Annotated in this window: 23 protein-coding genes; 17 read left to right on the forward strand and 6 right to left on the reverse strand. The window is 72.2% G+C overall.

Annotated features, from left to right (window positions below; genetic code table 11):
- The first annotated feature begins 26 nt into the window (after positions 1-26).
- The 5 genes from ACGH7X_RS36695 to ACGH7X_RS36715 are packed head-to-tail and all read left to right on the forward strand — an operon-like array spanning position 27 to position 5,455.
- On the forward strand, positions 27-1,307 hold the full coding sequence (locus tag ACGH7X_RS36695) for an NAD(P)/FAD-dependent oxidoreductase (protein WP_399894105.1): 1,281 nt from the start codon (positions 27-29) through the stop codon (positions 1,305-1,307).
- A complete protein-coding gene (locus tag ACGH7X_RS36700; RefSeq protein WP_399894107.1) occupies positions 1,304-2,047 on the forward strand; it encodes a DUF1365 domain-containing protein in 744 nt (247 codons plus the stop codon). The genes ACGH7X_RS36695 and ACGH7X_RS36700 overlap by 4 nt, the downstream gene beginning before the upstream one ends.
- Positions 2,044-3,330 carry a class I SAM-dependent methyltransferase gene (locus tag ACGH7X_RS36705; protein WP_399894110.1) on the forward strand — a complete coding sequence of 429 codons (1,287 nt, stop codon included), beginning with the start codon at positions 2,044-2,046 and terminating at the stop codon, positions 3,328-3,330. Before ACGH7X_RS36700 ends, ACGH7X_RS36705 begins: the two co-directional genes overlap by 4 nt.
- Positions 3,327-4,643, forward strand: coding sequence for a class I SAM-dependent methyltransferase (locus tag ACGH7X_RS36710; protein ID WP_399894113.1), 1,317 nt, complete (start codon positions 3,327-3,329; stop codon positions 4,641-4,643). The genes ACGH7X_RS36705 and ACGH7X_RS36710 overlap by 4 nt, the downstream gene beginning before the upstream one ends.
- Entirely contained in the window at positions 4,640-5,455 is an 816-nt protein-coding gene (locus tag ACGH7X_RS36715) for a DUF1295 domain-containing protein (RefSeq protein WP_399894116.1), read from the forward strand. The genes ACGH7X_RS36710 and ACGH7X_RS36715 overlap by 4 nt, the downstream gene beginning before the upstream one ends.
- Positions 5,456-5,527: 72 nt before the next feature.
- Here the strand turns inward: ACGH7X_RS36715 and ACGH7X_RS36720 are convergent, their stop codons facing one another.
- The 4 genes from ACGH7X_RS36720 to ACGH7X_RS36735 form a co-directional block, all read right to left on the reverse strand.
- Positions 5,528-6,280: an anti-sigma factor domain-containing protein gene (locus ACGH7X_RS36720; protein WP_399894119.1), complete on the reverse strand. Its 753-nt coding sequence runs from the start codon at positions 6,278-6,280 to the stop codon at positions 5,528-5,530.
- Positions 6,280-6,864: a sigma-70 family RNA polymerase sigma factor gene (locus tag ACGH7X_RS36725; protein WP_399894121.1), complete on the reverse strand. Its 585-nt coding sequence runs from the start codon at positions 6,862-6,864 to the stop codon at positions 6,280-6,282. The genes ACGH7X_RS36720 and ACGH7X_RS36725 overlap by 1 nt, the downstream gene beginning before the upstream one ends.
- 144 nt (positions 6,865-7,008) lie before the next feature.
- Complete coding sequence (locus ACGH7X_RS36730) at positions 7,009-8,094, reverse strand: sensor histidine kinase (RefSeq protein ID WP_399894124.1); 1,086 nt, start codon at positions 8,092-8,094, stop codon at positions 7,009-7,011.
- Positions 8,087-8,782 carry a response regulator transcription factor gene (locus ACGH7X_RS36735; RefSeq protein ID WP_399894127.1) on the reverse strand — a complete coding sequence of 232 codons (696 nt, stop codon included), beginning with the start codon at positions 8,780-8,782 and terminating at the stop codon, positions 8,087-8,089. The genes ACGH7X_RS36730 and ACGH7X_RS36735 overlap by 8 nt, the downstream gene beginning before the upstream one ends.
- Positions 8,783-8,974: 192 nt before the next feature.
- Between ACGH7X_RS36735 and ACGH7X_RS36740 the strand changes: the two genes are divergently transcribed.
- The gene (locus ACGH7X_RS36740; protein WP_399894130.1) at positions 8,975-10,030 is read left to right on the forward strand and encodes an endonuclease/exonuclease/phosphatase family protein; all 1,056 of its coding nucleotides are present in this window, start codon (positions 8,975-8,977) and stop codon (positions 10,028-10,030) included.
- A gap of 90 nt (positions 10,031-10,120) precedes the next feature.
- Positions 10,121-11,278: a lipid II:glycine glycyltransferase FemX gene (locus tag ACGH7X_RS36745; protein WP_399894133.1), complete on the forward strand. Its 1,158-nt coding sequence runs from the start codon at positions 10,121-10,123 to the stop codon at positions 11,276-11,278.
- A gap of 1 nt (position 11,279) precedes the next feature.
- Here ACGH7X_RS36745 and murF read toward each other — a convergent pair whose 3' ends face one another.
- The gene (gene murF / locus ACGH7X_RS36750; RefSeq protein ID WP_399894135.1) at positions 11,280-12,623 is read right to left on the reverse strand and encodes a UDP-N-acetylmuramoyl-tripeptide--D-alanyl-D-alanine ligase; all 1,344 of its coding nucleotides are present in this window, start codon (positions 12,621-12,623) and stop codon (positions 11,280-11,282) included.
- Between the two features lie 127 nt (positions 12,624-12,750).
- On the opposite strand from murF, the gene ACGH7X_RS36755 reads away from it, so the two are divergent.
- The 10 genes from ACGH7X_RS36755 to ACGH7X_RS36800 all read left to right on the forward strand — a co-directional run bounded on the left by ACGH7X_RS36755 (position 12,751) and on the right by ACGH7X_RS36800 (position 24,277).
- Complete coding sequence (locus tag ACGH7X_RS36755; protein WP_399894138.1) at positions 12,751-13,740, forward strand: D-isomer specific 2-hydroxyacid dehydrogenase family protein; 990 nt, start codon at positions 12,751-12,753, stop codon at positions 13,738-13,740.
- Positions 13,733-14,773, forward strand: a complete 1,041-nt coding sequence (gene vanA-Sc, locus ACGH7X_RS36760; RefSeq protein WP_399894141.1) for a D-alanine--(R)-lactate ligase VanA-Sc — start codon at positions 13,733-13,735, stop codon at positions 14,771-14,773. The genes ACGH7X_RS36755 and vanA-Sc overlap by 8 nt, the downstream gene beginning before the upstream one ends.
- The gene (gene vanX, locus ACGH7X_RS36765) at positions 14,770-15,378 is read left to right on the forward strand and encodes a D-Ala-D-Ala dipeptidase VanX (RefSeq protein WP_399894144.1); all 609 of its coding nucleotides are present in this window, start codon (positions 14,770-14,772) and stop codon (positions 15,376-15,378) included. The genes vanA-Sc and vanX overlap by 4 nt, the downstream gene beginning before the upstream one ends.
- A gap of 256 nt (positions 15,379-15,634) precedes the next feature.
- Complete coding sequence (locus ACGH7X_RS36770) at positions 15,635-16,147, forward strand: GNAT family N-acetyltransferase (RefSeq protein WP_399894147.1); 513 nt, start codon at positions 15,635-15,637, stop codon at positions 16,145-16,147.
- A 276-nt stretch (positions 16,148-16,423) separates the two neighbouring features.
- Positions 16,424-17,449 (forward strand): LacI family DNA-binding transcriptional regulator, encoded by a 1,026-nt coding sequence (locus tag ACGH7X_RS36775; RefSeq protein WP_399894149.1) that lies wholly within the window; start codon positions 16,424-16,426, stop codon positions 17,447-17,449.
- Positions 17,450-17,498: 49 nt separating this feature from the next.
- Positions 17,499-19,097 carry an FAD-dependent oxidoreductase gene (locus ACGH7X_RS36780; protein WP_399894152.1) on the forward strand — a complete coding sequence of 533 codons (1,599 nt, stop codon included), beginning with the start codon at positions 17,499-17,501 and terminating at the stop codon, positions 19,095-19,097.
- Between the two features lie 100 nt (positions 19,098-19,197).
- Complete coding sequence (locus ACGH7X_RS36785; protein WP_399894155.1) at positions 19,198-21,327, forward strand: hydantoinase/oxoprolinase family protein; 2,130 nt, start codon at positions 19,198-19,200, stop codon at positions 21,325-21,327.
- Positions 21,324-21,962, forward strand: coding sequence for a hypothetical protein (locus tag ACGH7X_RS36790; RefSeq protein WP_399894158.1), 639 nt, complete (start codon positions 21,324-21,326; stop codon positions 21,960-21,962). The genes ACGH7X_RS36785 and ACGH7X_RS36790 overlap by 4 nt, the downstream gene beginning before the upstream one ends.
- Positions 21,963-21,965: 3 nt before the next feature.
- Entirely contained in the window at positions 21,966-23,246 is a 1,281-nt protein-coding gene (locus ACGH7X_RS36795) for a transporter (protein ID WP_399894161.1), read from the forward strand.
- Positions 23,247-23,272: 26 nt separating this feature from the next.
- A complete protein-coding gene (locus ACGH7X_RS36800) occupies positions 23,273-24,277 on the forward strand; it encodes a twin-arginine translocation signal domain-containing protein (RefSeq protein WP_399894164.1) in 1,005 nt (334 codons plus the stop codon).
- 81 nt (positions 24,278-24,358) lie between these two features.
- Here ACGH7X_RS36800 and ACGH7X_RS36805 read toward each other — a convergent pair whose 3' ends face one another.
- Positions 24,359-25,930 (reverse strand): MDR family MFS transporter, encoded by a 1,572-nt coding sequence (locus ACGH7X_RS36805; protein WP_399897596.1) that lies wholly within the window; start codon positions 25,928-25,930, stop codon positions 24,359-24,361.
- Between the last annotated feature and the right edge of the window lie 69 nt (positions 25,931-25,999).

The raw sequence follows: 25,999 nt of genomic DNA on the forward strand, positions 1-25,999 counted from the left end.
ATCACAGTGGGCGGAGGAGTAACGAAATGCCGCGAGCGTCAGGGGAGGCCGTACGCCGCACGGCCGTCGTCGGCAGCGGAGTGGCGGGGCTGACCGCCGCGTACGTACTGGGCCACGAGCATCACGTCACCCTGTACGAGGCCGACGACCGCCTCGGCGGACACGCCCACACCCACGACCTGGCGTCGGCCGACGGCCGGGTCCACCGGGTCGACTCCGGGTTCATCGTGCACAACCGCCGCACCTACCCGAACCTGCTGCGCCTCTTCGACGAACTCGGTGTCGCCACACAGGAGTCGGAGATGAGCATGTCGGTACGGTGCGAGGGCTGCGGACTGGAGTACGCCGGCGCCCGCGGCCCCGCCGGACTGCTCGCCCGCCCGCGCAACGTCCTGCACGGCCCCTACCTGCGGATGCTGGCCCAGGTGCCCCGGTTCCACCGCGCGGCACGCCGGCTGCTCACCGGCGGCGCCGACCAGGCCCTGACGCTCGGCGAGTTCCTGGACCGCGAGGGCTTCTCGCCGTACTTCCGGGCCCACTTCATGACGCCCGTGGTCTCCGCGGTCTGGTCCTGCGACGCCGCCACCGCCCTGCGCTACCCGGCCGCCTACCTGTTCCGCTTCCTGCACCACCACGGCATGCTCGCCGTCGGCGGCTCGCCGGTGTGGCGCACGGTCACCGGCGGCTCCCGCTCCTACGTCGACCGGATCGCCGAGGGCTTGCCCGACGTCCGCACCGCCACCCCGGTCCGCTCGGTGGCCCGGCACACCGACGGCGTGGACGTCACCGCCGCCGACGGCACCACCGACACCTACGACCACCTCGTCGTCGCCGTCCACCCCGACCAGGCCCTGGAGTTGCTGGCCGACCCGACACCCGAGGAGAAGGAGGTCCTCGGCGCGTTCCGCTACTCCCGCAACGCCACCCTCCTGCACACCGACACGACCCTGCTGCCCCGCGCCCGGGGAGCCCGCTCCTCCTGGAACTACCTGCTGCCCTCCTGCGACGCGGGCGCCGACCGGGTCCGCGTCAGCTACGACATGAACCGCCTGCAACGCCTCGACGCGCAAGACACCTACGTCGTCACCCTCGGCGGCGAGGACCGCGTCGACCCGGACCGGGTGCTGGCCCGCATGACCTACGAACACCCCGTCTACACCCCCGAGTCGGTCGCGGCCCAGCGGCGGTTGCCCGGCCTGCGCACCCCGGTCACGGCCTACGCCGGCGCCTACCACGGCTGGGGGTTCCACGAGGACGGCTGCCGCTCCGGGGTGGAGGCCGCCGCGGCCCTCGGAGTGGCCTGGTGAACCGCACCCCGGCGGCGCGGCCCGGCCTGTACCCGTGCGAGATCGGCCACGTGCGCACCGACCCGGTCCGCCACACCCTGCGCCACCGCACCTACATGTGGCTCGTCGACGTCGACCGGCCCCCGGCACTGCCGCGCCCGTTGCGTCCCCTCGCCGGGTTCCGCGCCGCCGACCACTTCACCGGCGACGCCCCCTCGCTGCGGGCCGGCCTCGAAGGCTTCCTCGCCACGCACGGCGTCGACCTGGAAGGCGGAAGGGTCCTGGTGCTCACGCACGCCCGCGTCCTCGGGTACGTGTTCAACCCGCTGACCCTGTACTGGTGTCACAGCCCCGACGGCGCCCCGCGCTGCGTCGTCGCCGAGGTGCACAACACCTACGGCGAACGGCACGCCTACCTGCTGCACCCCGACGAGGCGGGCGTCGCGCACGTCGACAAGGACTTCTACGTCTCGCCGTTCTTCCCCGTCGACGGCGCCTACCGCATGCGGCTGCCACTGCCGGCCGACCGCCTCGACCTGACCGTACGACTGGACCGGCCCGGCGCCCGGCCGTTCACCGCGACCGTCCGGGGCACCCGCCGGGAGGCGACCCCCGCCGCCCTCCTGCGGCTCGCCCTGCGGCATCCGTTGTCGACCCTCGCGGTGTCGGCCGGCATCCGCAGGCACGGCATCCGTCTCTACCTGCGCGGACTGCCCGTCCAGCCGCGCCCGAGCCACCGCACCACGGAGAAAGCGACATGACCGCAACCCACTCCCGCCCCGCCACCGCACCCCTGGTCGCGGGAGCCCGCACCACACAGGTCGACCCGGCCCACTGGCCCGACGTGGCCGCCCCGCCCCGGGCCTCGCGGGCCCGCCGCGCCACCGCCGCGGCCGTCGTCCGCCGGGCCCTGAACCGGCTGCCGCTGCGCGTGCGATTCGCCGACGGCGACACCCTCGGCCTGGGCGGACCGCTGGTCGAGGTCCACGACCCCGACGCCTTCCACGGGCGGATCGGCGCCCACGGCCTCATCGGCTTCGGCGAGTCCTACCTGGCCGGCGAGTGGGACGCCCCGGACCTGGTCGGCGCCCTCACCGTGCTCGCCGCCCACGCCGCGGACCTGGTGCCCGCCCCGCTCCAGCGGCTGCGCGGCCTGTGGCACCAGCGGCAGCCCGCCGCCCGGCGCAACACCCCCGAAGGCGCCCGGGACAACATCAGCAGTCACTACGACCTGTCCAACGACCTGTTCGCCCTCTTCCTGGACGAGACCCTCAGTTACTCCTGCGCCGTCTTCCCCGTCTTCCCGGCCCGCCGCGAGTCGTTCGCCGCCGCCCAGCAGCGCAAGATCGACCGGCTGCTCGACCTCGCCGAGGTCGGCGAGGGCACCCGGCTCCTGGAGATCGGCACCGGCTGGGGCGAACTCGCGCTGCGCGCCGCCGCCCGCGGCGCCCACGTCACCTCCCTCACGCTCTCCCGCGAGCAGCGCGAGCGCGCCCTCGAACGCGCCCGCGAGGCCGGCCTCGCCGACCGCGTCCGCGTCGAACTGCGCGACTACCGCGAGGAGCGGGGCACCTACGACGCCGTCGTCAGCGTCGAGATGATCGAGGCCGTCGGCGCCGAGTTCTGGCCGGTCTACTTCCGCACCCTCGACGAGCGCCTCGCCCCGGGCGGCCGAGCCGCCCTCCAGGCCATCACCATGCCGCACAACCGCATGCTGGCCGCCCGCCACACCTACACCTGGATCCAGAAGTACGTCTTCCCCGGCGGTCTGATCCCCTCCACCGACGCGATGGAGGAGACCGCCCGCGACCACACCGGGCTGCGCGTCGAGCGTCGCGACGCCTTCGGCCCGCACTACGCCGAGACGCTGCGCCTGTGGCGGGAGCGGTTCACCGAGCGCGCCGCCGAGGTCGACGCCCTCGGCTTCGACGAGACCTTCCGGCGCCTGTGGACCTTCTACCTCGCCTACTCCGAGGCCGGCTTCCGCGCCGCCTACCTCGACGTCCAGCAGTACCTGTTCACCAAGGAGGGCACCGCCCGATGAGCACCGTCCGCACCACCCGGCCCGGCGCCGCCCACCGGCTCGCCGCGCTCGTCGAGGACGCGCTCGGCGGGCCGCTCCCCGTCCGGCTGCGCGCCTGGGACGGCACCGAGACCGGCCCCGCCGACGGCCCCGTGGTCGTCGTCCGCTCCCGGCGCGCCCTGCGCCGCCTGCTGTGGCAGCCCGGCGAACTGGGCCTCGCGCAGGCCTACGTCACCGGCGAACTGGACGTCGACGGCGACCTGGCCGACGGCCTGCGCCGGATGTGGGCGGCCACCCGTGAACGCCGCCTGCACCCGCCCCGCCCCGGCCTCACCGACCGGGTGCGCGCGGCGGGCACCGCCGTCCGCCTCGGCGCGGTGGGCCCCCGCCCGGCGACCCCCGCCGCCCAGGCCCGGCTGCGCGGCGGCCTGCACACCAGGTCCCGCGACCGGGCCGCCGTCAGCCACCACTACGACCTGTCCAACGACTTCTACCGCCTCCTCCTCGACGAGACCATGGCCTACTCCTGCGGGGTGTGGGCCGACGAGGACACCGACGCGGAGGGCAGTGCCGCCGACGCCCAGCGCGCCAAGCTCGAGCTGATCTGCCGCAAGCTGGGCCTCACCTCCGGTGTCCGCCTCCTCGACGTCGGCTGCGGCTGGGGCTCACTCACCCTGTACGCGGCCGAGCGGCACAAGGCACAGGTCACCGCCGTCACCCTCGCCAAGGAGCAGGCGGCGTACGTCCGCGAACAGGTGCGTGAGCGCGGACTGGAGCACCGGGTGGAGGTGATCTGCCAGGACTACCGCGACATCACGGGAGGGGACTACGACGCCGTCTCCACCGTCGAGATGGGCGAGCACGTCGGAGACGCCGAGTACCCGGCGTTCGCCGCCGCCCTGCACCGGCTGGTCCGGCCCCGGGGCCGCGTCCTCGTGCAGCAGATGTCACGCGGCCGCAACGCGCCCGGCGGCGGCGCCTTCATCGAGGCGTACATCGCCCCCGACATGCACATGCGGCCACTCGGTGAGACGGTCCAGCTCCTGGAGGACGCGGGGCTCGAAGTACGCCACACCGAGTCCCTGCGCGAGCACTACGTCCGCACGGTCACGGCCTGGGAGCACACCCTGGAGCGGCGCCGGGACGAGTTCGTCGCGCTGGTCGGCGAGGAGACGGCACGGGTGTGGCGGCTGTACCTGGTGGGCGGCGCGCTCGCCTTCGAGCAGCGGCGCATGGGCGTCGACCAGATCCTGAGCGTGCGGCCCACCGCCGGGGGCGTGAGCGGCATGCCCGCGACGCCGGGGGAGTGGTACGAGCGGACGGCCCGCCCGTGAACGGCTTCCCGTGGGGAGCGTTCGCCGCGGGTCTCGGCTGGGCGGCGGCGGCCGCGCTCGCCGTCATGCTGGCCACCTTCGCCGTCGCCCTGCGCAAGGGCGTGCACCGTGTCGTGGACGTGGCGTGGGGCCTCGGCTTCGCCGCGGTCGCCGTCGTGACCTGCGTGGGCGCGACTGCGGCCGGGGAGGGCGACCCCGTCCGCCGGGTCCTGGTGGCCGTCCTGACCGTCGGCTGGGGGCTGCGCCTGGCCGCGCACATCGCCCGGCGCGGACGGGGACACGGCGAGGACCCGCGCTACGACGCCATGCTCGCCAAGGCCCGCGGCAACCGGAACCTCTACGCCCTGCGCATGATCTATCTGCTCCAGGGCGCTCTGGTCTGGCTCGTGTCCCTGCCCGTCCAGGCCGCCTCGTACGGGCCGGGGCCGCTGACGGCCCTGGCCTGGACCGGCGCGGCCGTGTGGGCGGTGGGGCTGGCCTTCGAGGCGGTGGGGGACGCCCAGCTGGCCCGGTTCAAGGCGGACCCGGCCAACCGGGGCCGCATCATGGACCGCGGCCTGTGGAGCTGGACCCGGCACCCCAACTACTTCGGCGACTTCTGCGTCTGGTGGGGCCTGTTCCTGATCGCCTGCGACGCCGGACTCCCGGCCGCCGCGGTCTCGGTCGTCTCCCCGCTGGTCATGACGTACCTGCTGATCGGCGGCAGCGGGAAGCGGCTGCTGGAACGGCACATGGCCGACCGCCCGGGATGGGCCGCGTACGCGGCACGCACCAGCGGGTTCCTCCCGCGTCCGCCGCGCGGCTCCGCCTGAGCCGCGCGGAGCCGAGCAGCAGGGGCGAGGGCGGCTGACGGGATGAGGGCCCGATCCGGACCCTCACCCCGTTCAGGCCGGCATGCTCAGCAGGGCGACGGGGTCGGAGGTCGGTTGCTCCGACCCACCGGCCGGCTCGACCGTGATGCCCACCCCCGCCGCGCCGTCGACGGCGCCCTCCATCAGCACCGCCTGACTGGTGCTGCCGGGATCCATCAGTCCCGCCGACCGCATCGTGCCGTGGTCGTCGAACCAGAGCTGGTACACCTTGCCGCGCGGCGGTTCGGTCATGCCCGAGGCCAGAAAGACCGCCCGGTCCTGTCCCTCGGAGACGACCAGTGTCCCGCTCGCCCCGTCCGCCAGCCGCGCGGTACGTGACTCGGCGTCCGGCGCGGCCAGCACCCCCGCCAGGGTCTCGGCCCGCCGCTCGGCCTGCGTGGCCCGCTCGCCGGCGTCCTGCGCGCGTTCGTACTGCCACGCCGCGGTGCCGCCGAGGCCCGCCGCGGCGGCCAGGCAGGCGGCCAGCGCCCAGCGGGCCAGACCGCGCCCACGGGGCACGACACGGCGTGCCTTCTCCACGGTGCCGCCGCCCGGCGGGACCTGGCGCACGGTCGTGATGCGGTGCAGCACCCGGCCCTTGAGGGCCGGACCGGGCACGAGTGTCGCGGCCAGCCCCAGCCGGGCCGTCGCGGCGGCGAACTCCAGAGTCTCCTGCTCGCAGGTGCCGCAGTCCGCCAGATGGCGTTCGAAGGCGTCCCGCTCGTCGTCGGGCAGCGCGTGCAGGGCGTAGGCGCCCGTCAGGCTGTGCAGGTCCTCGGTGCGCATCACGCGCTCACCCCCAGGCAGTCACGGAGCCGGATGAGACCGTCGCGCAGCCGCGTCTTGACCGTGCCGAGCGGCAGCGCGAGCGCCTCGGCCACCTGCCGGTAGGTCAGGCCGCGGTAGTAGGCGAGGGTCACGGACTGTCGCTGGATGTCGGTCAGGGTGCGCAGACAACGCCGCACCTGCTCCCGCTCCAGCCGGGTCTCGACCTGTTCGGTCACCTCGTCGTACTCGGGCGTGCGGTCGAGCAGGGCGGCCTTGTGGTCGCGGGCCGCGGCGGCCTCCACCGACCGCACCCGGTCCACCGCCCGCCGGTGGGCCAGGGTCAGGATCCAGTTGACCACCGTGCCGCGTTCGGGCCGGTAGCGGGGCGCCGTGCGCCACACCTCCACCAGCACCTCCTGCGCGACCTCCTCCGACTGCGCCTGGTCGCGCAGCACCCCCCGGGCGACCCCGAGCACGGGCCCCGCCACCGCGTCGTACACGGCGGCGAAGGAGTCCTGATCACCCAGGGCCACCTCACGAATCAGCTGCTGCAGATCGGGCTGGGCCGATGGATTTCTGCCGATGTGTACGGCTTCCTTCACGACGGTTGCTCCAACGGTTGTTCCAAGAGAATGCGACGGGCGGGGATCTCCCCGCGTAATCCGAGGCCGCGCGGCTCGCGGATTGGTCGGGGCGCCGTCGGCGCTGCGTGTCCCTCACCTGCTGGTGCCCCGGCAGCCCGGGGTTCAGGCTCCTGACGGCGCGGGCAGCTCCACGGTGATGCGGAGCCCGCCGGCCGGGCGTGGGGTCAGCGTGAGGGTTCCGTCGTGTGCCTCGGCGATGGTCTTGACGATGGCCAGGCCCAGGCCGACGCCCGCCTGGTCGGCGTGGGTGCGCTCGGTGCCGCGCTGGAAGGGTTCGGTGAGGGTCGCGACCAACCGGGGGGTGAGCTGCTCACCCGTGTTCTCGACGGTGAGCACCACGGCCCTGGGGCGAACGCCGGTGTGCACCCGGACGGTGCCCTGTCGTGGCAGGTTGTGGACGATCGCGTTGTGGACGAGGTTCGTGACGAGCTGAAGCAGGAGCGCGGGCGAACCGGTCGTGGGGGCGATGTCGCCGCTGGTCTCGAGGGTGACACCGTGCTTGTCCGCGAGCGGGTGGAGCGTTTCGGCCGCTTCCTCCGCGACGAGGGACAGGTCGACGTGCTCTCGGGTGAAGGACCGCTGGTTGGCGCGGCTGAGCAGGAGCAGTGCCTCGGTGAGGTCGATGGCCCGGGTGTTGACGGTGTGGAGACGGTCGACGAGTTCGCCGGTGTCGTGATTCGGATCGGCGCGGGCGACGTCGATGAGCGTCTTCGAGATCGCCAGCGGGGTACGCAGCTCGTGCGAGGCGTTGGCCGCGAATCTCCGCTGTTCCGCGACGTGCGCTTCGAGCTGCGCGAGCATCATGTCGAAGGCGTCGGCGAGTTCGCGGAACTCGTCCTCGCGGCCCGGCAGCCGGATCCGGTGGGAAAGCGATCCGGCCGCGACCGTGCGGGTGGCGTGGGTGATGCGGTCCAGGGGGGCGAGCATGCGTCCGGCGAGGATCCAACCTCCCACGAGGCCGAATACCAGGAGGAACACCATTACCGCGGCTGCCGTTGGGACGAAGGCGCGCACGAATTGGATGACCGGATTTTCTCGCACCGCCCCCGATTCGTTGGTTCGCAACCACCCCGATCGCAGGAGGAAAACTCCCATGGCGACGAGCAGCAGCGTCCCCGCGAGCGTGAGGAATCCGGCGTAGCTGAGGGTGAGTTTGAGGCGGACGCTCAGGCCGGGCCGCCTAACCACGGTCACCACCCGCACGCCCGGTGCCGGACGTCGTGTCGATGCGGTAGCCGACGCCCGGCACGGTGGCGATGATCCAGGGTTCGCCGAGGCGTTTGCGCAGAGCGGAGACCGTGATGCGCACGGCGTTGGTGAACGGATCGGCGTTCTCGTCCCACGCGCGCTCCAGGAGCTGTTCGGCGCTGACGACACCGCCTTCGGCGCCGACGAGGACTTCGAGGACCGCGAACTGTTTGCGGGTGAGCCCGACGTAGCGGTCGTCGCGGTAGACCTCGCGGCGGAACGAGTCCAGACGCAGGCCGGCGATCTCTCGCACGGGAGGCCTGCTGTGGGCCCGTCTGCGGTCGAGGGCTCTGAGGCGGAGCACGAGTTCCTGGAGTGCGAAGGGCTTGGTGAGGTAGTCGTCGGCGCCGAGGTGGAACCCGGATGCCTTGTCGTCGAGACGGTCGGCGGCCGTGAGCATGAGGATCGGCATGCCGCTGCCGGAGGCGACGATGCGTTTGGCGATCTCGTCGCCGGAGGGGCCGGGGATGTCGCGGTCGAGGACGGCGATGTCGTAGGTGTTGATGCCGAGCAGTTCCAGAGCGGTGTCGCCGTCACCCGCGACATCGGCCGCGATCGCTTCCAGGCGCAGGCCGTCACGGATCGCTTCGGCCAGATAAGGCTCATCCTCGACAATCAAGACACGCATATAGGAAGGATAAGGGGCCGCATATATCGTCCGCGTATCGAAAATCGCATACGTGCCGGCAACACCCGGTTGTTTTCACTGGCGGTATGTGTCGAACCCTGCCGTCATTCTCCCTCGGCAGCGGCCGGCGTTCGCCGGAGGAATACCAAACTGAGCTTCGTCGTACGGAGCAGGAGTGAGCGAGAACACACCATGACGCAGCCCGACACGGTGGCGACCGGACAGGTGGGCCAGGCGGCCGGCGGCGAAGGAACTCGGCCCGAGAGCGGCTCCCGGCCGGGCCCCTGGAGGCGCGGGCCTGTACTCACGGCGTGTTCGCTGCTGCTCGGCCTGCTTCTGCTGCTGCACGAGAAGCTCACGGGCCGGGCCGGTCTGGGCAGTCTGGTGGAGACCTTCCTGCCGTGGTTCGGCCTGTTCGTCCCGGTGCTGTTCGCCGCGGCGCTCTGGCGCCGCTCCGCCTCGGCGGTCCTCGCGCTGCTGCTTCCGGCCGTGGCGTGGGTGAGCCTCTTCGGCGGGCTGCTCGGCAGCGAGTCCCCTGCGGGCGGTGACCTCACCGTGGTCAGCCACAACGTCGCCGCCGAGAACCGCGATCCGGCCGGCACCGCCCGTGACCTGGCCGCCTCCGGCGCGGATCTGCTGGCGCTCGAGGAGCTGAGCGACCGGGCCAGGACGACGTACGAGAAGGAGCTGGCGAAGGCGTACCCGCACCACACCGTGCAGGGCACGGTCGGGCTGTGGAGCAGGCTGCCGCTGTCGGACACCCGGCCGGTCGACGTCCTGCGGGGCATGGCCGGGCCACTGGCCGAGAAGCCGGCGCCCGAGGACCTCCCGGTGGACCCGCCCCGGGCGCTGCGCACCACGGTGGCCACCGAGAAGGGGTCGCTGGCGGTGTACGTGGCGCATCTGGGTTCCGTACGGGTGATGCCCCGGGGCGGCTTCTGGACGGACTCGCGGGACACCGGCGCGACGAAGCTCGCCAGGGCCGTCGCCGCCGAGCGCGCCGAGCGGGTGCTGGTGCTCGGTGACTTCAACGGCACCATGGACGACCGTGCGTTCGACGGTCTCACCTCGCAGCTGCGCTCGGTTCAGGACGTGGCCGGGGACGGGTTCGGGTTCAGCTGGCCGGCGAGGTTCCCGGTGGCGCGGATCGACCAGATCCTGGTCCGCGGTGTGGAGCCGGAGAGTGCGTGGCTGTTGCCGGCCACGGGCAGTGACCACCGGCCGGTGGCGGCCGGGATCAGCTGGTGAACGCCGGGTGAGCCGCAGGGTGGTGGCATATCGTCGGCGTATCGAGAACCGCATACGTCCGGGCAACACCCCGCCGCCTTCACTGGTGGCATGTCCTACAGAGAACCAGTACGAGCACCAGCCGGGAATCCGGTCGTCAGGCCGATCAGCGCCGCCGAGCATGCGGCGTTCGTGCGGGCCCAGCGGTCGGTCAGCTTTCTGCAGACCCCGGCGTGGGGCCGCGTCAAGACCGAGTGGCGCAGCGAGTCCCTCGGCTGGTTCGACGGTCGGCGCCTGATTGGTGCGGGGCTCGTCCTGCATCGCCCGGTGCCGCGGCTCGACCGCTTCACGCTGGCGTATCTGCCCGAGGGCCCGGTCATCGACTGGAGCGGCGACATCGGTGCGTGGCTCGATCCGCTGGCCGCGTATCTCAAGGCGCACGGCGCGTTCGCGATCCGGCTCGGCCCGCCCGTGGTCACCGACACCTGGAGCGCCGCCCAGGTCAAGGAGGGCGTCGCCGATCCGGACATCCGGCGGCTGACCGACCTGCCCGGCCAGTGGGGCGACCCGGTCGGCGCCCGCGTGAGCGGCGGGCTCGAGGACGCGGGCTGGCTGCCGCAGAACCCGCGGGACGGGTTCGGCGTCGGGCATCCGCAGTTCAAGTACGAGGTCCCGCTGGCAGGCAGGACCGAGGGCGAGCTGCTCAGGGGCATGAACCAGCAGTGGCGCCGCAACATCAAGAAGGCGGCCAAGGAGGGTGTCGAGGTCACGGCCTGCGACGGGGGTCCGGAAGACCTGAAGGCGTTTCACGACCTCTACGTCCACACCGCCGAGCGCGACCGCTTCACACCCCGGGGGTTGCGCTACTTCGAGACCATGTTCGCGGCGCTGAGGGCCGAGGACCCCCAGCGGATCACGCTCTACCTGGCCCGCCACCAGGGCGACCTGGTCGCCGCCACCGTCCTGGTCCGCGTCGGCGCCCACGCGGTGTACGCCTACGGCGCATCCGCCACCGACAAGCGTGAGGTGCGCGGTTCCAACGCCTGCCAGTGGGCGATGATCCGCGACGCGCTCGCGGCCGGCTGCGACGTGTACGACCTGCGCGGCATCACCCCCACCCTCGACGCCGACGACCCGCACGTCGGCCTGGTCCGGTTCAAGGTCGGCACCGGCGGCCGGGCGGTGCGGTACGTCGGCGAGTGGGACCTGCCGCTGCGGCCGATGGTCTACCGGGCCTTCGACCTCTACATGAGGCGGCGCAGGCGCTGAACTAGAGGAGCGCGGCGGCCACTTCGTCGAGGCGGGCCCCGCGGGACGCCTTGACCAGCACCACGTCGCCGGTCGTGAGGTGGCCGCGCAGCCAGTCGACGGCCGCGTCGTTGTCGGCGAGGACCACCGCCCGCTCTCCCGCGCCGTCGGCGATCGGCCGGGCCGCCTCGCCGACGGCGGCCACCACGTCGGCCCGGGCCGCGGCGTACGCCCCGACGGCGCGGTGCTCGGCCTCGCTGTCGTCGCCGAGTTCGAGCATGTCGCCGAGTACGGCGATGCGGCGCCCGCCCTCGACGGCCGCCAGCGCGTCCAGAGCGGCGCGGGTCGAGTCGGGATTGGCGTTGTAGGAGTCGTTGAGCAGCGCCGCGCCGCAGGCGAGGTCGCGCGGCTCCAGCCGCCACGGCGACAGCGAGGCGGTGGCCAGCGCCGCCGCCGCCGGGCCGAGAGGAACCCCGGCCGCGAGTGCCGCCGTCGCGGCAGCCGAAGCGTTGAGCGCCTGGTGGGCGCCGACGAGCGGCAGCGCGACGGGAGCCGAGGCGTCGGCGGTCCGCAGGGTGAAGGACGGCCGGCCGAGCCGGTCGAGGGCCAGGTCGTGTGCCCGTACGCCGGCGTGCACCGCCCGGCCGAAGGTCAGCACGGGACCGTCGGTGAGCGAGCGCATGGCGACCACCCGGGGATCGTCGGCGTTGAGGACGGCGGTGCCGCCGGGCGCGAGACCCCGCACCAGTTCGCCCTTGGTCCTGGCGATGGCGGCCCGCGACCCGAACTCGCCGAGGTGGGCCAGTCCGACGTTGAGGACGACGGCGATGTCGGGCGCGACCAGGCCGGTGAGCGCGGTGATGTCGCCGACATGGCGGGCTCCCATCTCAAGGACGAGGAACCGGGTGGCCGGCTGGGCGCGCAGCATGGTGAGCGGCACGCCGAGCTCGTTGTTGAGCGAGCCGATCGTGGCAATCGTCGGCGCGGCGCTCGAAAGAACGGCCGTCAGCAGGTCCTTGGTGCCGGTCTTGCCCTGCGAGCCGGTCAACCCGACCACGGTCAGCCCGTCGCGCAGTCGGGCCACGACATGGGCGGCGAGCATCTGCAGCGCGGCCCTGACGTCCTCGACGACAACGGTGGGCAGCGGCGTGGGCCGGGAGCCGAGCACGGCCACCGCACCGGCACGGCCGGCCTGGGCGGCGTAGTCGTGGCCGTCGGCGTGCTCGCCGGCGAAGGCGACGAAGAGGCCCCCGGGACCGGCCTGCCGGCTGTCGAGCACGGCCGGCGCGGTCACGGTCACGGAGCTGTCGCCCTCGGCCGTTCCGCCGACGATCTCGGCGATCTCGCCGAGGCCGAGCGGGATCACGCGGGCCTCCCGGGCGTCATGTCGGGTGTGGTGTCATTCATGCCTCCAGTCAAGGCAGTGGGACGTATCGCGGGCATATCGAAAACCACATACGCTCCGGCAACAGCACGCCACCTTGACTGGAGGCATGACCCACAGCGAATCGATCCGCATCACCATGTACGGGTGCGACCCGGACGAAGTCGCTCTGTTCCGTGAGCTGGCACCGGGCCTCGGTGTGCGGCCCGCCCTCACCGACGCACCGCTCTGCGAAGCCAACACCCAACTGGCCTCCGGCAGCCGGTGCGTCAGCGTCGGACACAAGACGCCCATCACCCATGCCACTCTGCGTGCGCTCGGCCGGACCGGTGTGCGCTACATCTCCACCCGGAGCATCGGCTACAACCACATCGACGTGGATTACGCGGTCAGCGTCGGCATCTTCGTCGAAAACGTCTCCTACTCTCCGGACAGCGTGGCCGACTACACGCTGATGCTCATGCTGATGGCGGTCCGGAACGCGAAAGCCGTCGTCCGGAGCACCGACATGCACGATTACCGGCTGAACGATGTGCGGGGAAAGGAGCTGCGCGATCTGACCGTCGGGGTGATCGGCACCGGCCGTATCGGCGCGGCGGTCATGGACCGGCTGCGGGGTTTCGGCAGCCGAATCGTGGCCCATGACACTCGCCCCGTCGATCGTCCCGGGACCGCTGTCGAGCACGTTCCGCTCGACGAACTGCTGCGGCGGAGCGACCTCGTCACGCTGCACGCGCCGCTCACCGCGCAGACGCACCATCTGCTGAATCGGCGGCGCCTGGCGCAGTTGAGGAACGGCGCGCTGATCGTCAATACCGGACGTGGTGCGCTCATCGACACCGAGGCACTGCTGCAGGAATTGGAAAGCGGCAGGCTGGGCGGTGCGGCGCTGGACGTCGTCGAAGGCGAGGAAGGCGTCTTCTACACCGACTGCCGGGACAGACCCATAGAAAGCAAAGCACTGTTGCGACTGCAGGAGTTGCCGAATGCGCTCATCAGTCCGCACACCGCCTACTACACGGACCACGCCCTGCGCGACGCCGTGGAGAACTCACTCACCAATTGTCTGGCATTCGAAAGCAGGAACCAGCGTGGCTAAGCTGAAGCTCGGCATCATCTTCGGTGGCCGTTCCGAGGAGCACCCCGTCTCCGTCAAGTCGGCGCGCGAGGTGGCCCGGAACCTCGACCCCGAGAAGTACGAACCCTTCTACATCGGGATCACACGGAGCGGAGCCTGGAGGCTCTGCGACGGGCCCGACACGGAGTGGGAAAACGGCCGTGGCCGTCCCGTCGCGCTGTCGCCGGACAGCAACGTGCACGGACTGCTCACTCTGGATCAGGGGCGCTACGCAACGATCCGTCTGGACGTCGTGCTCCCCGTACTGCACGGCACACTCGGCGAGGACGGTGCGATCCAGGGCCTGCTGGAACTCTCCGGCATCCCCTACGTCGGCTGCGACATCCAGAGTTCCGCCCTGTGCATGGACAAGTCCCTTGCGTACGTGGTCGCCAGAAGCGTGGGAATCGCCACGCCGGACTTCTGGACCGTCACGGCGGACGAAACCATCGATCCGGCCCTGCTCACCTATCCGGTCTTCGTGAAGCCGGCCCGTTCGGGATCGTCCTTCGGCGTCACCAAGGTGTCCCGGGAAGAGGAACTGCGGGGCGCAGTCGAAGTGGCACGGCGGTACGACTCGAAGGTGCTGATCGAAGAGGCGGTCGTCGGCAGCGAGATCGGCTGCGCCATCCTCGGAAACGCGTCGGAACCGACCGCGGGCGAGGTGGACCGGATCGCCCTCTCGCACGGGTTCTTCAGGATCCACCAGGAGGACGCCCCCGAGGCCGGTTCCGAGAACGCCACGGCAATCGTTCCCGCCGACATTCCGCAAGAGTCACGGCTCCTCGTTCAGGAGACGGCCAAGGCCGTGTACCGCGCCCTGGGATGCGGCGGCCTCTCGCGGGTGGACATGTTCCTCAAGGAGAACGGAGAAGTCGTCCTCAACGAGGTCAACACCCTCCCCGGCATGACCTCGTACAGCCGTTACCCGAGGATGATGGCGGCCGCGGGAGTGCCGCTTTCCGAGGTGATCGACCGGACCGTGTCCCTCGCCCTGACGGGAAAGATCCGATGAAGGACGACTTCGTCTTTGTGGACGAGTTGGCATCCGGCATCCGCTGGGACGCCAAGTACGCCACGTGGGACAACTTCACCGGCAAACCGGTGGACGGTTACCTGGCCAACCGGGTCGTCGGCACGAGGGCTCTGTGCGCGGCCCTGGAACGGGCGCGGGAGAAGGCCGAAACACGGGGGTTCGGCCTGCTGCTCTGGGACGGCTATCGCCCACAGCACGCCGTCGACTGCTTTCTGCGCTGGTCGCGGCAGCCGGAGGACGACCGGACCAAGTCGCGGCACTATCCGAATATCGGCAGGGCCGAGATGTTCGAGAAGGGATATGTGGCCGCCAGGTCGGGCCACAGCCGGGGCAGCACCGTCGACCTCACGCTCTACGACCTGGCCACCGGTGAACTCGTCCCCATGGGCGGAGACCATGACCTGATGGATTCCGTCTCACATCATGGGGCACGAGGAATCACACCTGCCGAAGCGCGGAACCGGCAGCACCTGCGCTCCCTCATGGAGAGTTGCGGTTTCCGTGCGTACGAGTGCGAGTGGTGGCATTACACGCTCGCCGACGAGCCCTATCCGGACACCTACTTCGATTTCCCCATCACGTAGGACGCCGGTCGTGGGCTCATCAGGTGCCGAAGGCGGAGGTGGTGGTCGGGGCGGCCGGTACCCGTACCCGCACGGGTACACTGGGGCCGCTCGCGCTCGATTCGGAGCGGGAAGACCAGGACCACAGGGAGGTGAGGTTGATGACCGCGCTCGAAGCCGCAGCTCGCGACGCCCGGGTCTCCCTCGCGTCCCGGGCCACGGCCTGACTTCCGCCGCCCCAGTCGAACGCAACCCGGAAACGGATCCTCATCCCGTCATGTCCCACACCTGGAACACCCGCGCCGAGACCGGCGCCGACATCCCGGCCATCCGCGACATCGTCCGCACCGCCTTCCCCACACCGGAGGAGGCCACCCTCGTCGACGCGCTGCGCGCCGACCCCGAGGCGTGGATCGACGGACTCTCCCTCGTCGCGGTGGACGACGACGACCGTCCCGTGGGTCACGCCCTGCTGACCCGCTGCCACATCGGGGACAGCCCCGCGCTGTGCCTGGCACCCGTCGCCGTCCGGCCCGAGCGGCAGAACAGCGGCGCCGGCGCGGCCGCCGTCCGGGCCGCGCTCGTCGCGGCCGAGGGCCTCGGCGAGCACCACGTGGTCGTCCTCGGACACCCGGAGTACTACCCGCGCTTCGGCTTCACCCGGGCCTCCGCCCACGGCATCGGCCTGACCATCGACGTCCCGGACGAGGCCCTGATGGCCCTCACCCTGGACGCCGCCCACCCGCTGCCCGCCGGCACCGTCCGGTACGCGGCGCCCTTCGGCATCTGATCCGCGCCGACCGGTATCCGCTTCGCGGCTGAACCGCCACGCCGTGTGCCGGCGGGAGCCTCTCCCGCCGGCACGCGGCGTTCCCGTGGCCGATTTCCTTGGCCGAAACCCTTGACCTGACGCCCGCGGTCCTTCACATTACTGGTTAATGCGCATTAGGTAATGCGCATTAACAGATCGAGGGGAGCAGGGGTGGCGAACGAAGCCGCAGGGCGGGCGAGGCCGGGGAGGGCCCCCGCGCCGGCCGGCCGGCGGGCCCGGCCGAGGCAGGCGGAGGTGGCCACACTCGCCGGTGTGTCCCAGGCGACGGTGTCCCTGGTGCTGTCCGGACGGGACATCGCGACCGGCCGCCCGATCTCGGCGGAGACCCGCAGAAAGGTCCTCGACGCCGCCCACAGCCTCGGCTACGTCCCCGACCCGGCCGCCAGCCGGCTCGCCGCCGCCCGCAACAACCTGCTCGGCGTCTTCAGCTTCACCGCGACCTTCCCGACCGACGTCCGGCACTCGTACTACCCGTTCCTCGTCGGCGTGGAGCAGGAGGCCGCCTCCCAGGGCTACGACCTGGTGCTGTTCACCGGGTCGAGCAGCGGGGGAGCGGGCGCGACGCACGGGGCCGGCGCACTCAACCGGGTGCGGCTGGCGGACGGCTGCCTCTTCCTGGGACGTCATGCCCCCGCCGACGAGCTGGGCCGGCTGGTGGCCGACGACTTCCCGGTGGTCCACGTCGGCCGGCGCGACGAACCTGAGGGCCTCGCCTGGGTCGGTGCCGACTACGTCAGCGCCAGCCGCGAGGTCGTGACCGCGCTCGCCGGGCTCGGCCACCGGCGCGTCCTCCTCGTCCGCGAGGACGACGACGCGCCCGCCTCCACCGACCGTGAAAGAGGCTTCCTCGACGGACTCGCGAGCAACGGCCTGCCCGCCGGCCCCGGCGCCGTGTTCCGCTCCGGCGACCCGCGCGGCGAGCTGACCGCCGACCGTGTGCGGTCCTGGCTGGACGACGGCTTCACCGCCTTCGTCGCCGAGGAGACCGACACCGGGGCCGCCTGGCGGGCGCTGCGTGCCGCCGTCGACGAGGCGGGCCTGGACTGCCCCGGCCAGGTGTCGCTCGCACTGCTCGGCAGCCCGCCCGCCGACCTGGCGGACGAACCGGCGCCGATGGGCTTCGACATCCCGCGCCCCGCGCTGGGCGCCGAGGCCGTACGACTGCTCGCCGCCCGCATCGCGGGCGGGCCGGCCGTGGGCACGCTCGTCGCCTGCACCTTCAGACCGGGCGCGACCGCGGGCCCACCGGCCACCCCCTGAACCGCACCACCCGACCAGAACCCACCGCACCACCAGAGGAGCAAGCAGCGTGATACCGGAACCCGACATCCTCGTCGTCGGCGGCGGCCTCGGCGGCGTCGCCGCGGCCCTCGCCGCCTGCCGGGCCGGCCGCAGCGTCGTCCTGACCGAGGAGACGGACTGGATCGGCGGCCAGCTCACGAGCCAGGCCGTGCCGCCCGACGAACACCCGTGGGTCGAACAGTTCGGCACCACCGCCACCTACCGGCAACTGCGCGAGGGCATCCGCGGCTACTACCGCCAGTGGTACCCCCTGCGCGCCGAGGCCCTGGCGCTCACCGACCTCAACCCGGGCGCCGGCCGGGTCAGCAAACTCTGCCACGAGCCGCGCGTCGCCCTCGCCGTCCTCGAGGGCATGCTCGCCCCGCACCGGGCGGCCGGACGGCTCACCGTCCTCACCGAGCACCGACCGGTGGCCGCCGAGGCCGACAACGATGTCGTGCGCGCCGTCACCGTCGAGGACCTCCGCGACGGCACCCGGCGCACCATCCCCGCCCGCTACGTCCTGGACGCCACCGAGACCGGCGAACTGCTCCACCTCGCCGGCGTCGAGCACGCCAATGGTGCCGAGTCCCGCGCCGAGTTCGACGAACCGCACGCCCCCGACCAGGCCCAGCCGGAGAACCAGCAGGGCATCACCGTCTGCTTCGCCGTCTCCCACCACGAGGGCGAGGACCACACCATCGAGCGCCCCGCCGACTACGACTTCTGGCGGGACTACAAGCCCGACTTCTGGCCCGGCCCGCTGCTCGGCTTCGAGGCCCCCGACCCACGCACCCTGGAACCGGTGCCGCGCACCTTCGAACCCAACCCCGACCTCGACCCACTCGCCGTCAGCGCCGACCAGAGCGCCGACGCCGGCGACAAGGAACTGTGGGGCTTCCGCCGCATCCTCGCCCGCAAGCTGCACACCGAGGGCGCCTTCGACTCGGACATCACCCTCGCCAACTGGCCGCTGAACGACTACTGGCTCAAGCCCTACATCGGCCAGGAGGCCGAAGCACTGCGCGAGGCACGGCAGTTGTCCCTCTCGGTGCTGTACTGGCTGCAGACCGAGGCGCCGCGCACGGACGGCGGCACCGGATTCCCCGGCCTGCGCCCCCGCCCCGACGTGACGGGCACCCCGGACGGCCTCGCCAAGGCGGCGTACGTCCGTGAATCCCGCCGTATCAAGGCGGTCACCACCGTCACCGAGCACGACGTCGCCATCGACCTGGTCGGCCCCTACGGCCGCACCCGCCACCGCGACTCCGTGGGCGTCGGCAACTACCGCATCGACCTGCACCCCTCCACCGGCGGCGACGGCTACGTCGACATCGGCTCCGTGCCCTTCGAGATACCGCTCGGCGCCCTCGTACCGCGCCGGGTGCGCAACCTGCTGCCGGCCGGCAAGAACCTGGGCACCACCCACATCACCAACGGCTGCTACCGACTGCACCCGGTGGAGTGGAACGTCGGCGAGGTCGCCGGCGCGCTCGCCGCACACTGCCTCGCCGAGGACGTCGAGCCGCATCAGGTGCAGGGCGAGGACAAGAGGTTCGAGGAGTTCGCCAGGGTGCTCGACCGCGACGGCGTACAGCGTCACTGGCCCGACATCAGGGGCTACTGAACGACCCCGCGCGGGACGGGAGTCGGGCGGGGCAGCACCACCTGCCCCGCCCGGTGACCGCCCGCGCGTGGACCGACCCAGCACAAGGAGGTGCCCGGACATGACCACCCACCGCATCCGCGTCGGCATCGACGTGGGCGGAACCTTCACCGACGCCGTGGCGGTCGACGCCACGACGCTCACGCTCGTGGGCCAGGTGAAGGTCCCCACGAGCCACCATCACGAGGACGGTGTCGCGCACGGCATCGTCGAGGCACTCGACCGGCTGCTGAAGCAGACCGGGCACGCACCCGCCGACGTGGCCTTCCTGGCGCACGGCACGACCCAGGCTACCAACGCCCTGCTCGAGGGCGACGTCGCCACCGTCGGCCTGCTCGGCATCGGCACCGGCGCCGGGACGTTCTTCACCCGCAAGCTCGCCTCGCTGGCCAAGCTCGAACTCACCCCCGGCAAGCGGCTGCCGCTGCACTACGCGCACGTGCCCGACCCCGAGGACGCCCCCGCCGTACGGGCCGCCGTCGAACAGCTCACGGCGGCCGGCGCGCAGGCCCTGGTGGCCAGCGAACCCTTCGGTGTCGACCGGCCCGAGGGCGAGGAGGCGGTCGCCGGGGCGGCCCGCGCCACCGGCCTGCCGACCACCGCAGCGCACGAGATCACCTCCCTGTACGGGCTGCGCAAGCGCACCCGCACCGCCGTCGTCAACGCGGCGATCCTGCCCCGGATGCTGGCCACCGCCGACCTCGTCGACGCCTCCATCACCAAGGCCGGCGTCACCTCGCCGCTGATGGTGATGCGCTGCGACGGGGGAGTGATGTCCCTGGACGAGATGCGACGCAGGCCCCTGCTGACCGTGCTGTCCGGTCCGGCCGCCGGCGTCGCCGGCGCGCTGATGCAGGAACGCGTCAGCGAGGGCGTGTTCCTGGAGACGGGCGGCACCTCCACCGACATCAGCGTCGTCAAGCGCGGCAAGGTCGCGGTACGGCACGCCGTCCTGCTCGGCCAGACCTCCTATCTCAACGCCCTGGACGTCCGCACCGTCGGCGTCGGCGGCGGCTCCATGGTGCGCGTCTGCGGAGACCGGGTCACCGGCACCGGGCCGCGCAGCGCGCACATCGCGGGCCTGCCGTACGCGTGTTACGCCGACCCGGCCGACCTGCGGGACGCGAAGCTGGCCACGATCAGCCCGCTGCCCGGCGACCCCGCCGACTACGCGGTCCTGGACGCGGCGGGCGGCCGGTTCGCGCTCACCATGACCTGCGCGGCCAACGCGCTCGGCCGGGTCCCCGAGGGCGACTTCGCCCACGCCGACCCCGAGACCGCCCGCGCCGCGCTGGCCCCGCTCGCCGCGGCCCTCGGCACCGACGTGCCCACCGCCGCCGCCCGGCTCCTGGACGCCGGCACCGACCAGGTCAAGAGCGTCGTGGACGACCTCGTCCGCGAGTACCGCCTCGACACCGACACCGCCGTCCTGGTCGGCGGAGGCGGCGGCGCGGCCTCCGTCACCCCGCACCTGGCCGCCCGTACCGACATGACCGGCCGCATCGCACAGCACAACGAGGTCATCAGCCCCATCGGCGTCGCCCTCGCCCTGGTCCGCGAGCAGGTCGAGCGGATCGTGCCCGGCGCCACGCAGGAGCAGATCCTCGCCGTGCGTGCCGAGGCCGAACGCGCCGTGGTCGAACAGGGTGCCGCCGCCGACGGCGTCGAGGTCGAGGTCACCGTCGACCCGCAGACCAACGTCGTACGCGCCATCGCCACCGGCGCGACCGAACTGCGCACCCAGGACCGGGCCCACCGGACCGACGACGCGGAGCGCCTGCGGCTGGCCGCCACCAGCCTCAAGACCGACCCGTCGAAGGTGCACGTGCTCGCGGCCACCCCCGCGCACACCGTCTACGGCGCGCAGGTCCACCGCCGTTTCAGGCCGGTCCGGCACCCGGTGCGGGTCGTGGACGCCGACGGCGTCGTACGCCACCACGCTCCCGACGCGCGGGTCGAGGCGACCACCGTGGCAGCCGCCCCCGAAGTGCTGGCCAAGCTGGTCACCGAGAACACCTCCTACGGCGACGGAGGCGTGCGCGCCCCCGCCGTGCGGCTGCTGCTCGGCGCCCGCATCGCCGACCTCTCCGGCGTCCTGGACCCGCAGCCGCTGCTCGCCCTGGCCCGCAGCGAGCTGCGCTCCCGCGCCGCCGACGAACCGGTCGTGGCCGTTCTGGAGGTGCGCGAATGACCGTCCAGGAAGCCCCCGCACCGGCGGACCTCGCCGCCACCGACGACATCGGGTGGGCCGTACGGCTGCTGGCCGCCACCCCGACCCACGAGCACCGGGACCCGGAGCTGCTGCGCCGGTGGGCGCGGGCGGCCGACGCGTTCGGCGCCGCCCTCGCGCCCGTCGCGTGCGAGGCGAGGATCGTGGAGAGCGACGGCGGTCTTGAACTCGGGCTGCTCGCGCGGTACACGTCCAGACCGCCCACGGTCGAGTTGTTCACCGACACGATCGAACGCGCCGAGGCGGTCGTCGACGCGCGCGGCTGGCGGGCCTGGTACCCGGCCGGCTCCGTACGGGCCGCCGCCCTCGCCCACGAGGCGGTGCACGTCCACCTCCACCACGGGACCGCGCGGGCCGACCTGAAGCGCGCCCTGGGCCACACCGCCCTGCGCCTGGGCCGGCTGCGCGTACCCGGCCATGTCGCCGGCGCCGAGGAGGTGGCCGCGCACGCCTACGCCCGTACCGTCTGCGGACTCGGGCGCAGCCCCCTGCTGCTGACCGCCGCCCTGGCCGCCGAGACCGAGGCCGAGACCCGGGCCGGGACGGCTCCCCGGACCACCCCACCACCCGCACGTGACGCAAGAAGAGAGAACTGACCCATGGGTGTCGTCATCCTCCTCGTCATGGCGGCCGGCGTCGCCGCGATGCTCACCCGCAAGCTGCCCACCGCCTTCGCGCTGGTGCTGCTGGCCGTGGTCATCGCCTTCCTCTCCGGTGCGCCCCTGACGGGCAAGAACAGCGTCCTGGACACGGTGCTCCAGGAGGGCGCCCCGGCGCTCGCGGCGACGATGGTCGCCATCATCCTCGGCTCCTGGCTCGGCAAGCTGCTCGACGAGACCGGCATCGCCGGCACCCTCGTCCGCAAGATCGTCGAGTTCGGCGGCGACCGGCCCACCGTCGTCGCCCTCGGCGTCCTCGCCGTCTCCGCGCTCGTCGGCACCGTCACCGGCTCCGCGCCGGCCGCGATGCTGGCCGGCATCATCGGCATCCCCGCCATGGTGGCCGTCGGCGTACCGAAGGTGACGGCAGCGGGCACCGTCCTGATGGGCATCGCGGTCGGAGTCCCCTTCGAACTGCCCGTCTGGCAGTTCTTCTCCACCGCGCTCGACCTGCCGATCGACACCGTCCGCGGTTTCATGGTGAAGCTGTTCCCGTTCGCCCTGGTCGCCGCCGTCGCCTACGTGGTGATCGAGAACCGGCGGCGCGGCACCGAGCACGCCTGGTCCCTCAAGTCGGTGGCCGCGCGCCCGGCCTCGCGCCGCGAACGCCTCGGCGACGCACCCTGGTACGCGCTGCTCGCGCCCGTGATCCCGCTGGTCCTGGCCCTCGGCCTGGAAGTGGCGATCATCCCCTCCATGCTGGCCGGCGTGCTCTACGCACTGCTCACCACCACGCGGCCGGGCGAGATGAACAAGCGGCTGCTGCGCACCCTGTACGGCGGATTCGAGGTGGCCGCGCCGCCGCTCGCCCTGTTCGTGGCGATCGGCATCCTGCTCGCGGCCGTCAAACTCCCCGGCGCCGTCGACGCGCTCGAGCCGCTGATGAAGGCGGTCAGCCCGCACAACCCGGTGCTGTTCGTCGTCGTCTTCACGCTGCTGGTGCCACTGTGCCTGTACCGGGGCCCGCTCAACGTGTTCGGTCTCGGCGCCGGCGTCGCGGGCGTCCTCATCGCCACCGGCATCTACCCGGCCGTCGCCGTCCTCGGCATGGCCACCTCGTACAACCAGGTGTTCGGCGTCGCCGACCCGACCAGCACGCAGACCGTGTGGGCCGCGCAGTACGCGGGCGTCAGTCCGCAGCAGGTCATGGTCCGCACCCTGCCCTACGTGTGGCTGGTCGCCCTGGGCGGCATGTGCGTCACCGCCGCCCTGTACCTCTGACACCCCCCCTCTCCCCAGGAGTCGACATGCACGAGCCGCACCTCGACCGCCGTCTGTTCCTGAAGGGCACGGCCGTCACGGGCGCCGCGCTCGCCCTGGGCGCCACCACCGCGCCCACCGCGTCGGCCGCCCCCGGCGGCTTTCCCGACTACACCTACGTCCGCACCCTGCTGACCCCGTCCCAGCTCGCCTACAACCCCACCGGCGAGATCATCTTCCCGACCGTCCGGGGCGTCTACGACCGGCTGCCCGCGAGCGGCCGGCTCGGGCGCTACTACCTGTACTACGCCCCGCACGACGCCCCCGGCGGCATCTGCCTGGCCTACGGGGACTCGCTGGAGGGCCCCTTCACGGAGTACCCGCACAACCCGATCGTGTCGAACAAGTGGTCGCCGCACTACTCCGTCAGCCACGTCTCCTCGCCGCACGTGATGTGGCACGCCGGCAGGAAGGAGATGTGGCTGTACTTCCACGGCGAGAACACCACGACCAGGCTCGCCCGCTCCAGCGACGGCATCCACTTCACGTACGACAAGGTGGTGCTGAACACCTCGATGCTGCCGTCCGGCACCACCGAGACCTCGTACGCGCGGGTCTTCCCGCACGAACTGACCTCGCGCGGCGCCCACTACGTCATGGTGTTCATGATCAACAACAAGAGCAACCACCGGGACATCGGCTGGGGCTGGTCCGCGGACGGCCGCGACTGGACGTTCTCCCAGGAGCCCCTGCTGCGGCACGGCGACGTCGGCGCGGTGAACGTGGGCGGCCCGCACCTGCTGCACCGGAACAACAGCACGTACGTCGTCTACAACAAGGACAAGGAGAGCGGCGGCGACCTGATGATCACCGAGGTCGGCAACGACTTCTCGCTCCGCAGGCACCTGGGCGTCTTCTACGACTCCCGCGGTTCCGCGCCGGAGAACGGCCGCGCCGCCGCGCCGTCCTTCGGCACCGACCACGGCGTCCCCTACATGATCTATGAGGCGGGGGAGCGGCTGGCCGGTTCGATCGCGATGGCCCGCGGCTGACCCCGGGGCCGCCGCACCCACGGCAGCGGGGCCGCGCGTCCGGATCGGACGGGCGGCCCCGCTGTCTTCGCGTCGGGTGCCTCAGGCGGCCGGCGCCGGGTCCTTGTCGGTCGGCGCGGCGGTGCCTTCGCCGGACTCTTCGGCCAGGCGCTCCATGCCGCTGGTGGTCTTCAGCGGCTTTTCCTTGATGAACACGACGGCGACCAGCGCGAGCACCGCGAACGGCGTGGCGACGAGGAACAGGTCGGCCGTGGCGACGGCGTAGGCGTGCTCGATGATCGACCGCAGCGGGCCGGGCAGCGTGGACATGTCCGGGACGCTGCCCTCTGCGGAGCCACCGCCACCGGGGGCGGTGATACCGGCGTTGGTGAGTCCCTTGGCCGTCTCGTCGGCGACCCGGTTGGCGAGGATCGCGCCGAGGACGCTGACGCCGATGGTCCCGCCCATGCTGCGGAAGAAGGACAGCACGGAGGTCGCGGCGCCCAGGTCGGCGGCGGCCACGTCGTTCTGGGCGGCCAGCACCAGGTTCTGCATCAGCATGCCGACGCCGACGCCCAGGATCGCCATGTAGAGGCTGAGCAGGCCGAAGTTGGTCTTCGCGTCGATCGTGGCCAGCAGCGCCAGGCCGACGGCCATGATCACCGCGCCCGCCACCAGGTACCGTTTCCACTTGCCGGTCCGGCTGATCACCTGTCCGGCGACGGTGGAGGACACCAGCAGGCCGAGGATCATCGGCAGGCTCATCAGGCCCGCGACGGTCGGCGACTTGCCCAGGGAGATCTGGAAGTACTGCGAGAGGAAGACGGTCCCGCCGAACATGGCGACACCGACCAGGAGGCTGGCGACGGTGGTCAGGGTGACCGTGCGGTTCCTGAAGATGCCGAGCGGGATGACCGGCTCGGCGGTGCGGGCCTCGACGAACACCGCCGCGACCAGCAGCAGTACGCCGCCGCCGGTGAGGACACCGGTCTGCCAGGACGCCCAGTCGAACTCGTTGCCTGCCAGTGACACCCAGATGAGCAGCGCGCAGACACCGGCCACGATCAGGAAGGCGCCGAGCCAGTCGATGCGCACCTGGCGCTTCACGGTGGGCAGCCGCAGCGTGCGCTGGAGCAGCGCGATGGCGAGCAGGGCGAACGGGACGCCGATGAAGAAGCACCAGCGCCAGCCCAGCCACGAGGTGTCCACCAGGACGCCGCCGACCAGCGGACCGGCCACGGTGCCCACGGCGAAGACGGCGCCGAAGATGCCGGCGTACTTGCCCAGCTGGCGCGGCGGGATGACGGAGGCCATCACGACCTGGGCGAGGGCGGTCAGACCGCCCGCGCCGATGCCCTGCACGACCCGGCTGAAGATCAGCAGCCCGACTCCGTGCGAGAAGCCGGCCAGCAGCGAACCGACCACGAACATGCTCAGCGACAGCTGGAGCAGGAGCTTCTTGTTGAAGAGGTCGGACAGCTTGCCCCACAGGGGCACCGTCGCCGTCATCGCCAGCAGTTCGGAGGTGACGACCCAGGTGTAGGACGACTGGCTGGCGCCCAGGTCGGCGATGATCGTGGGCAGCGCGTTGGCCACGACGGTGCCGGCCAGGATCGCGACGAACATGCCGGCCATCAGGCCGGACATGGCCTGGAGTATCTGCCGGTGGCTCATGGAGGTGGGAGGCGCGTCGGCGGGCGCCTGGGTTGCGGTCACGACATCTCTTTCGGTGGTGGTCTGGTG

It is taken from the genome of Streptomyces sp. BBFR51 (genome assembly GCF_044591655.1).
Classification (GTDB): Bacteria; Actinomycetota; Actinomycetes; order Streptomycetales; family Streptomycetaceae; genus Streptomyces.

Excerpts from the sequence above, each read along its gene's own strand:
- ACGH7X_RS36695 (WP_399894105.1), top strand. The coding sequence starts at position 27 with ATGCCGCGAGCGTCAGGGGAGGCCGTACGCCGCACGGCCGTCGTCGGC.
- ACGH7X_RS36705 (WP_399894110.1), top strand. The coding sequence starts at position 2,044 with ATGACCGCAACCCACTCCCGCCCCGCCACCGCACCCCTGGTCGCGGGA.
- ACGH7X_RS36710 (WP_399894113.1), top strand. The coding sequence starts at position 3,327 with ATGAGCACCGTCCGCACCACCCGGCCCGGCGCCGCCCACCGGCTCGCC.
- ACGH7X_RS36720 (WP_399894119.1), bottom strand. The coding sequence starts at position 6,280 with ATGCGCACCGAGGACCTGCACAGCCTGACGGGCGCCTACGCCCTGCAC.
- ACGH7X_RS36735 (WP_399894127.1), bottom strand. The coding sequence starts at position 8,782 with ATGCGTGTCTTGATTGTCGAGGATGAGCCTTATCTGGCCGAAGCGATC.
- ACGH7X_RS36740 (WP_399894130.1), top strand. The coding sequence starts at position 8,975 with ATGACGCAGCCCGACACGGTGGCGACCGGACAGGTGGGCCAGGCGGCC.
- ACGH7X_RS36745 (WP_399894133.1), top strand. The coding sequence starts at position 10,121 with ATGTCCTACAGAGAACCAGTACGAGCACCAGCCGGGAATCCGGTCGTC.
- ACGH7X_RS36755 (WP_399894138.1), top strand. The coding sequence starts at position 12,751 with ATGACCCACAGCGAATCGATCCGCATCACCATGTACGGGTGCGACCCG.
- vanX (WP_399894144.1), top strand. The coding sequence starts at position 14,770 with ATGAAGGACGACTTCGTCTTTGTGGACGAGTTGGCATCCGGCATCCGC.
- ACGH7X_RS36770 (WP_399894147.1), top strand. The coding sequence starts at position 15,635 with ATGTCCCACACCTGGAACACCCGCGCCGAGACCGGCGCCGACATCCCG.
- ACGH7X_RS36785 (WP_399894155.1), top strand. The coding sequence starts at position 19,198 with ATGACCACCCACCGCATCCGCGTCGGCATCGACGTGGGCGGAACCTTC.
- ACGH7X_RS36790 (WP_399894158.1), top strand. The coding sequence starts at position 21,324 with ATGACCGTCCAGGAAGCCCCCGCACCGGCGGACCTCGCCGCCACCGAC.
- ACGH7X_RS36795 (WP_399894161.1), top strand. The coding sequence starts at position 21,966 with ATGGGTGTCGTCATCCTCCTCGTCATGGCGGCCGGCGTCGCCGCGATG.
- ACGH7X_RS36800 (WP_399894164.1), top strand. The coding sequence starts at position 23,273 with ATGCACGAGCCGCACCTCGACCGCCGTCTGTTCCTGAAGGGCACGGCC.
- ACGH7X_RS36805 (WP_399897596.1), bottom strand. The coding sequence starts at position 25,930 with ATGAGCCACCGGCAGATACTCCAGGCCATGTCCGGCCTGATGGCCGGC.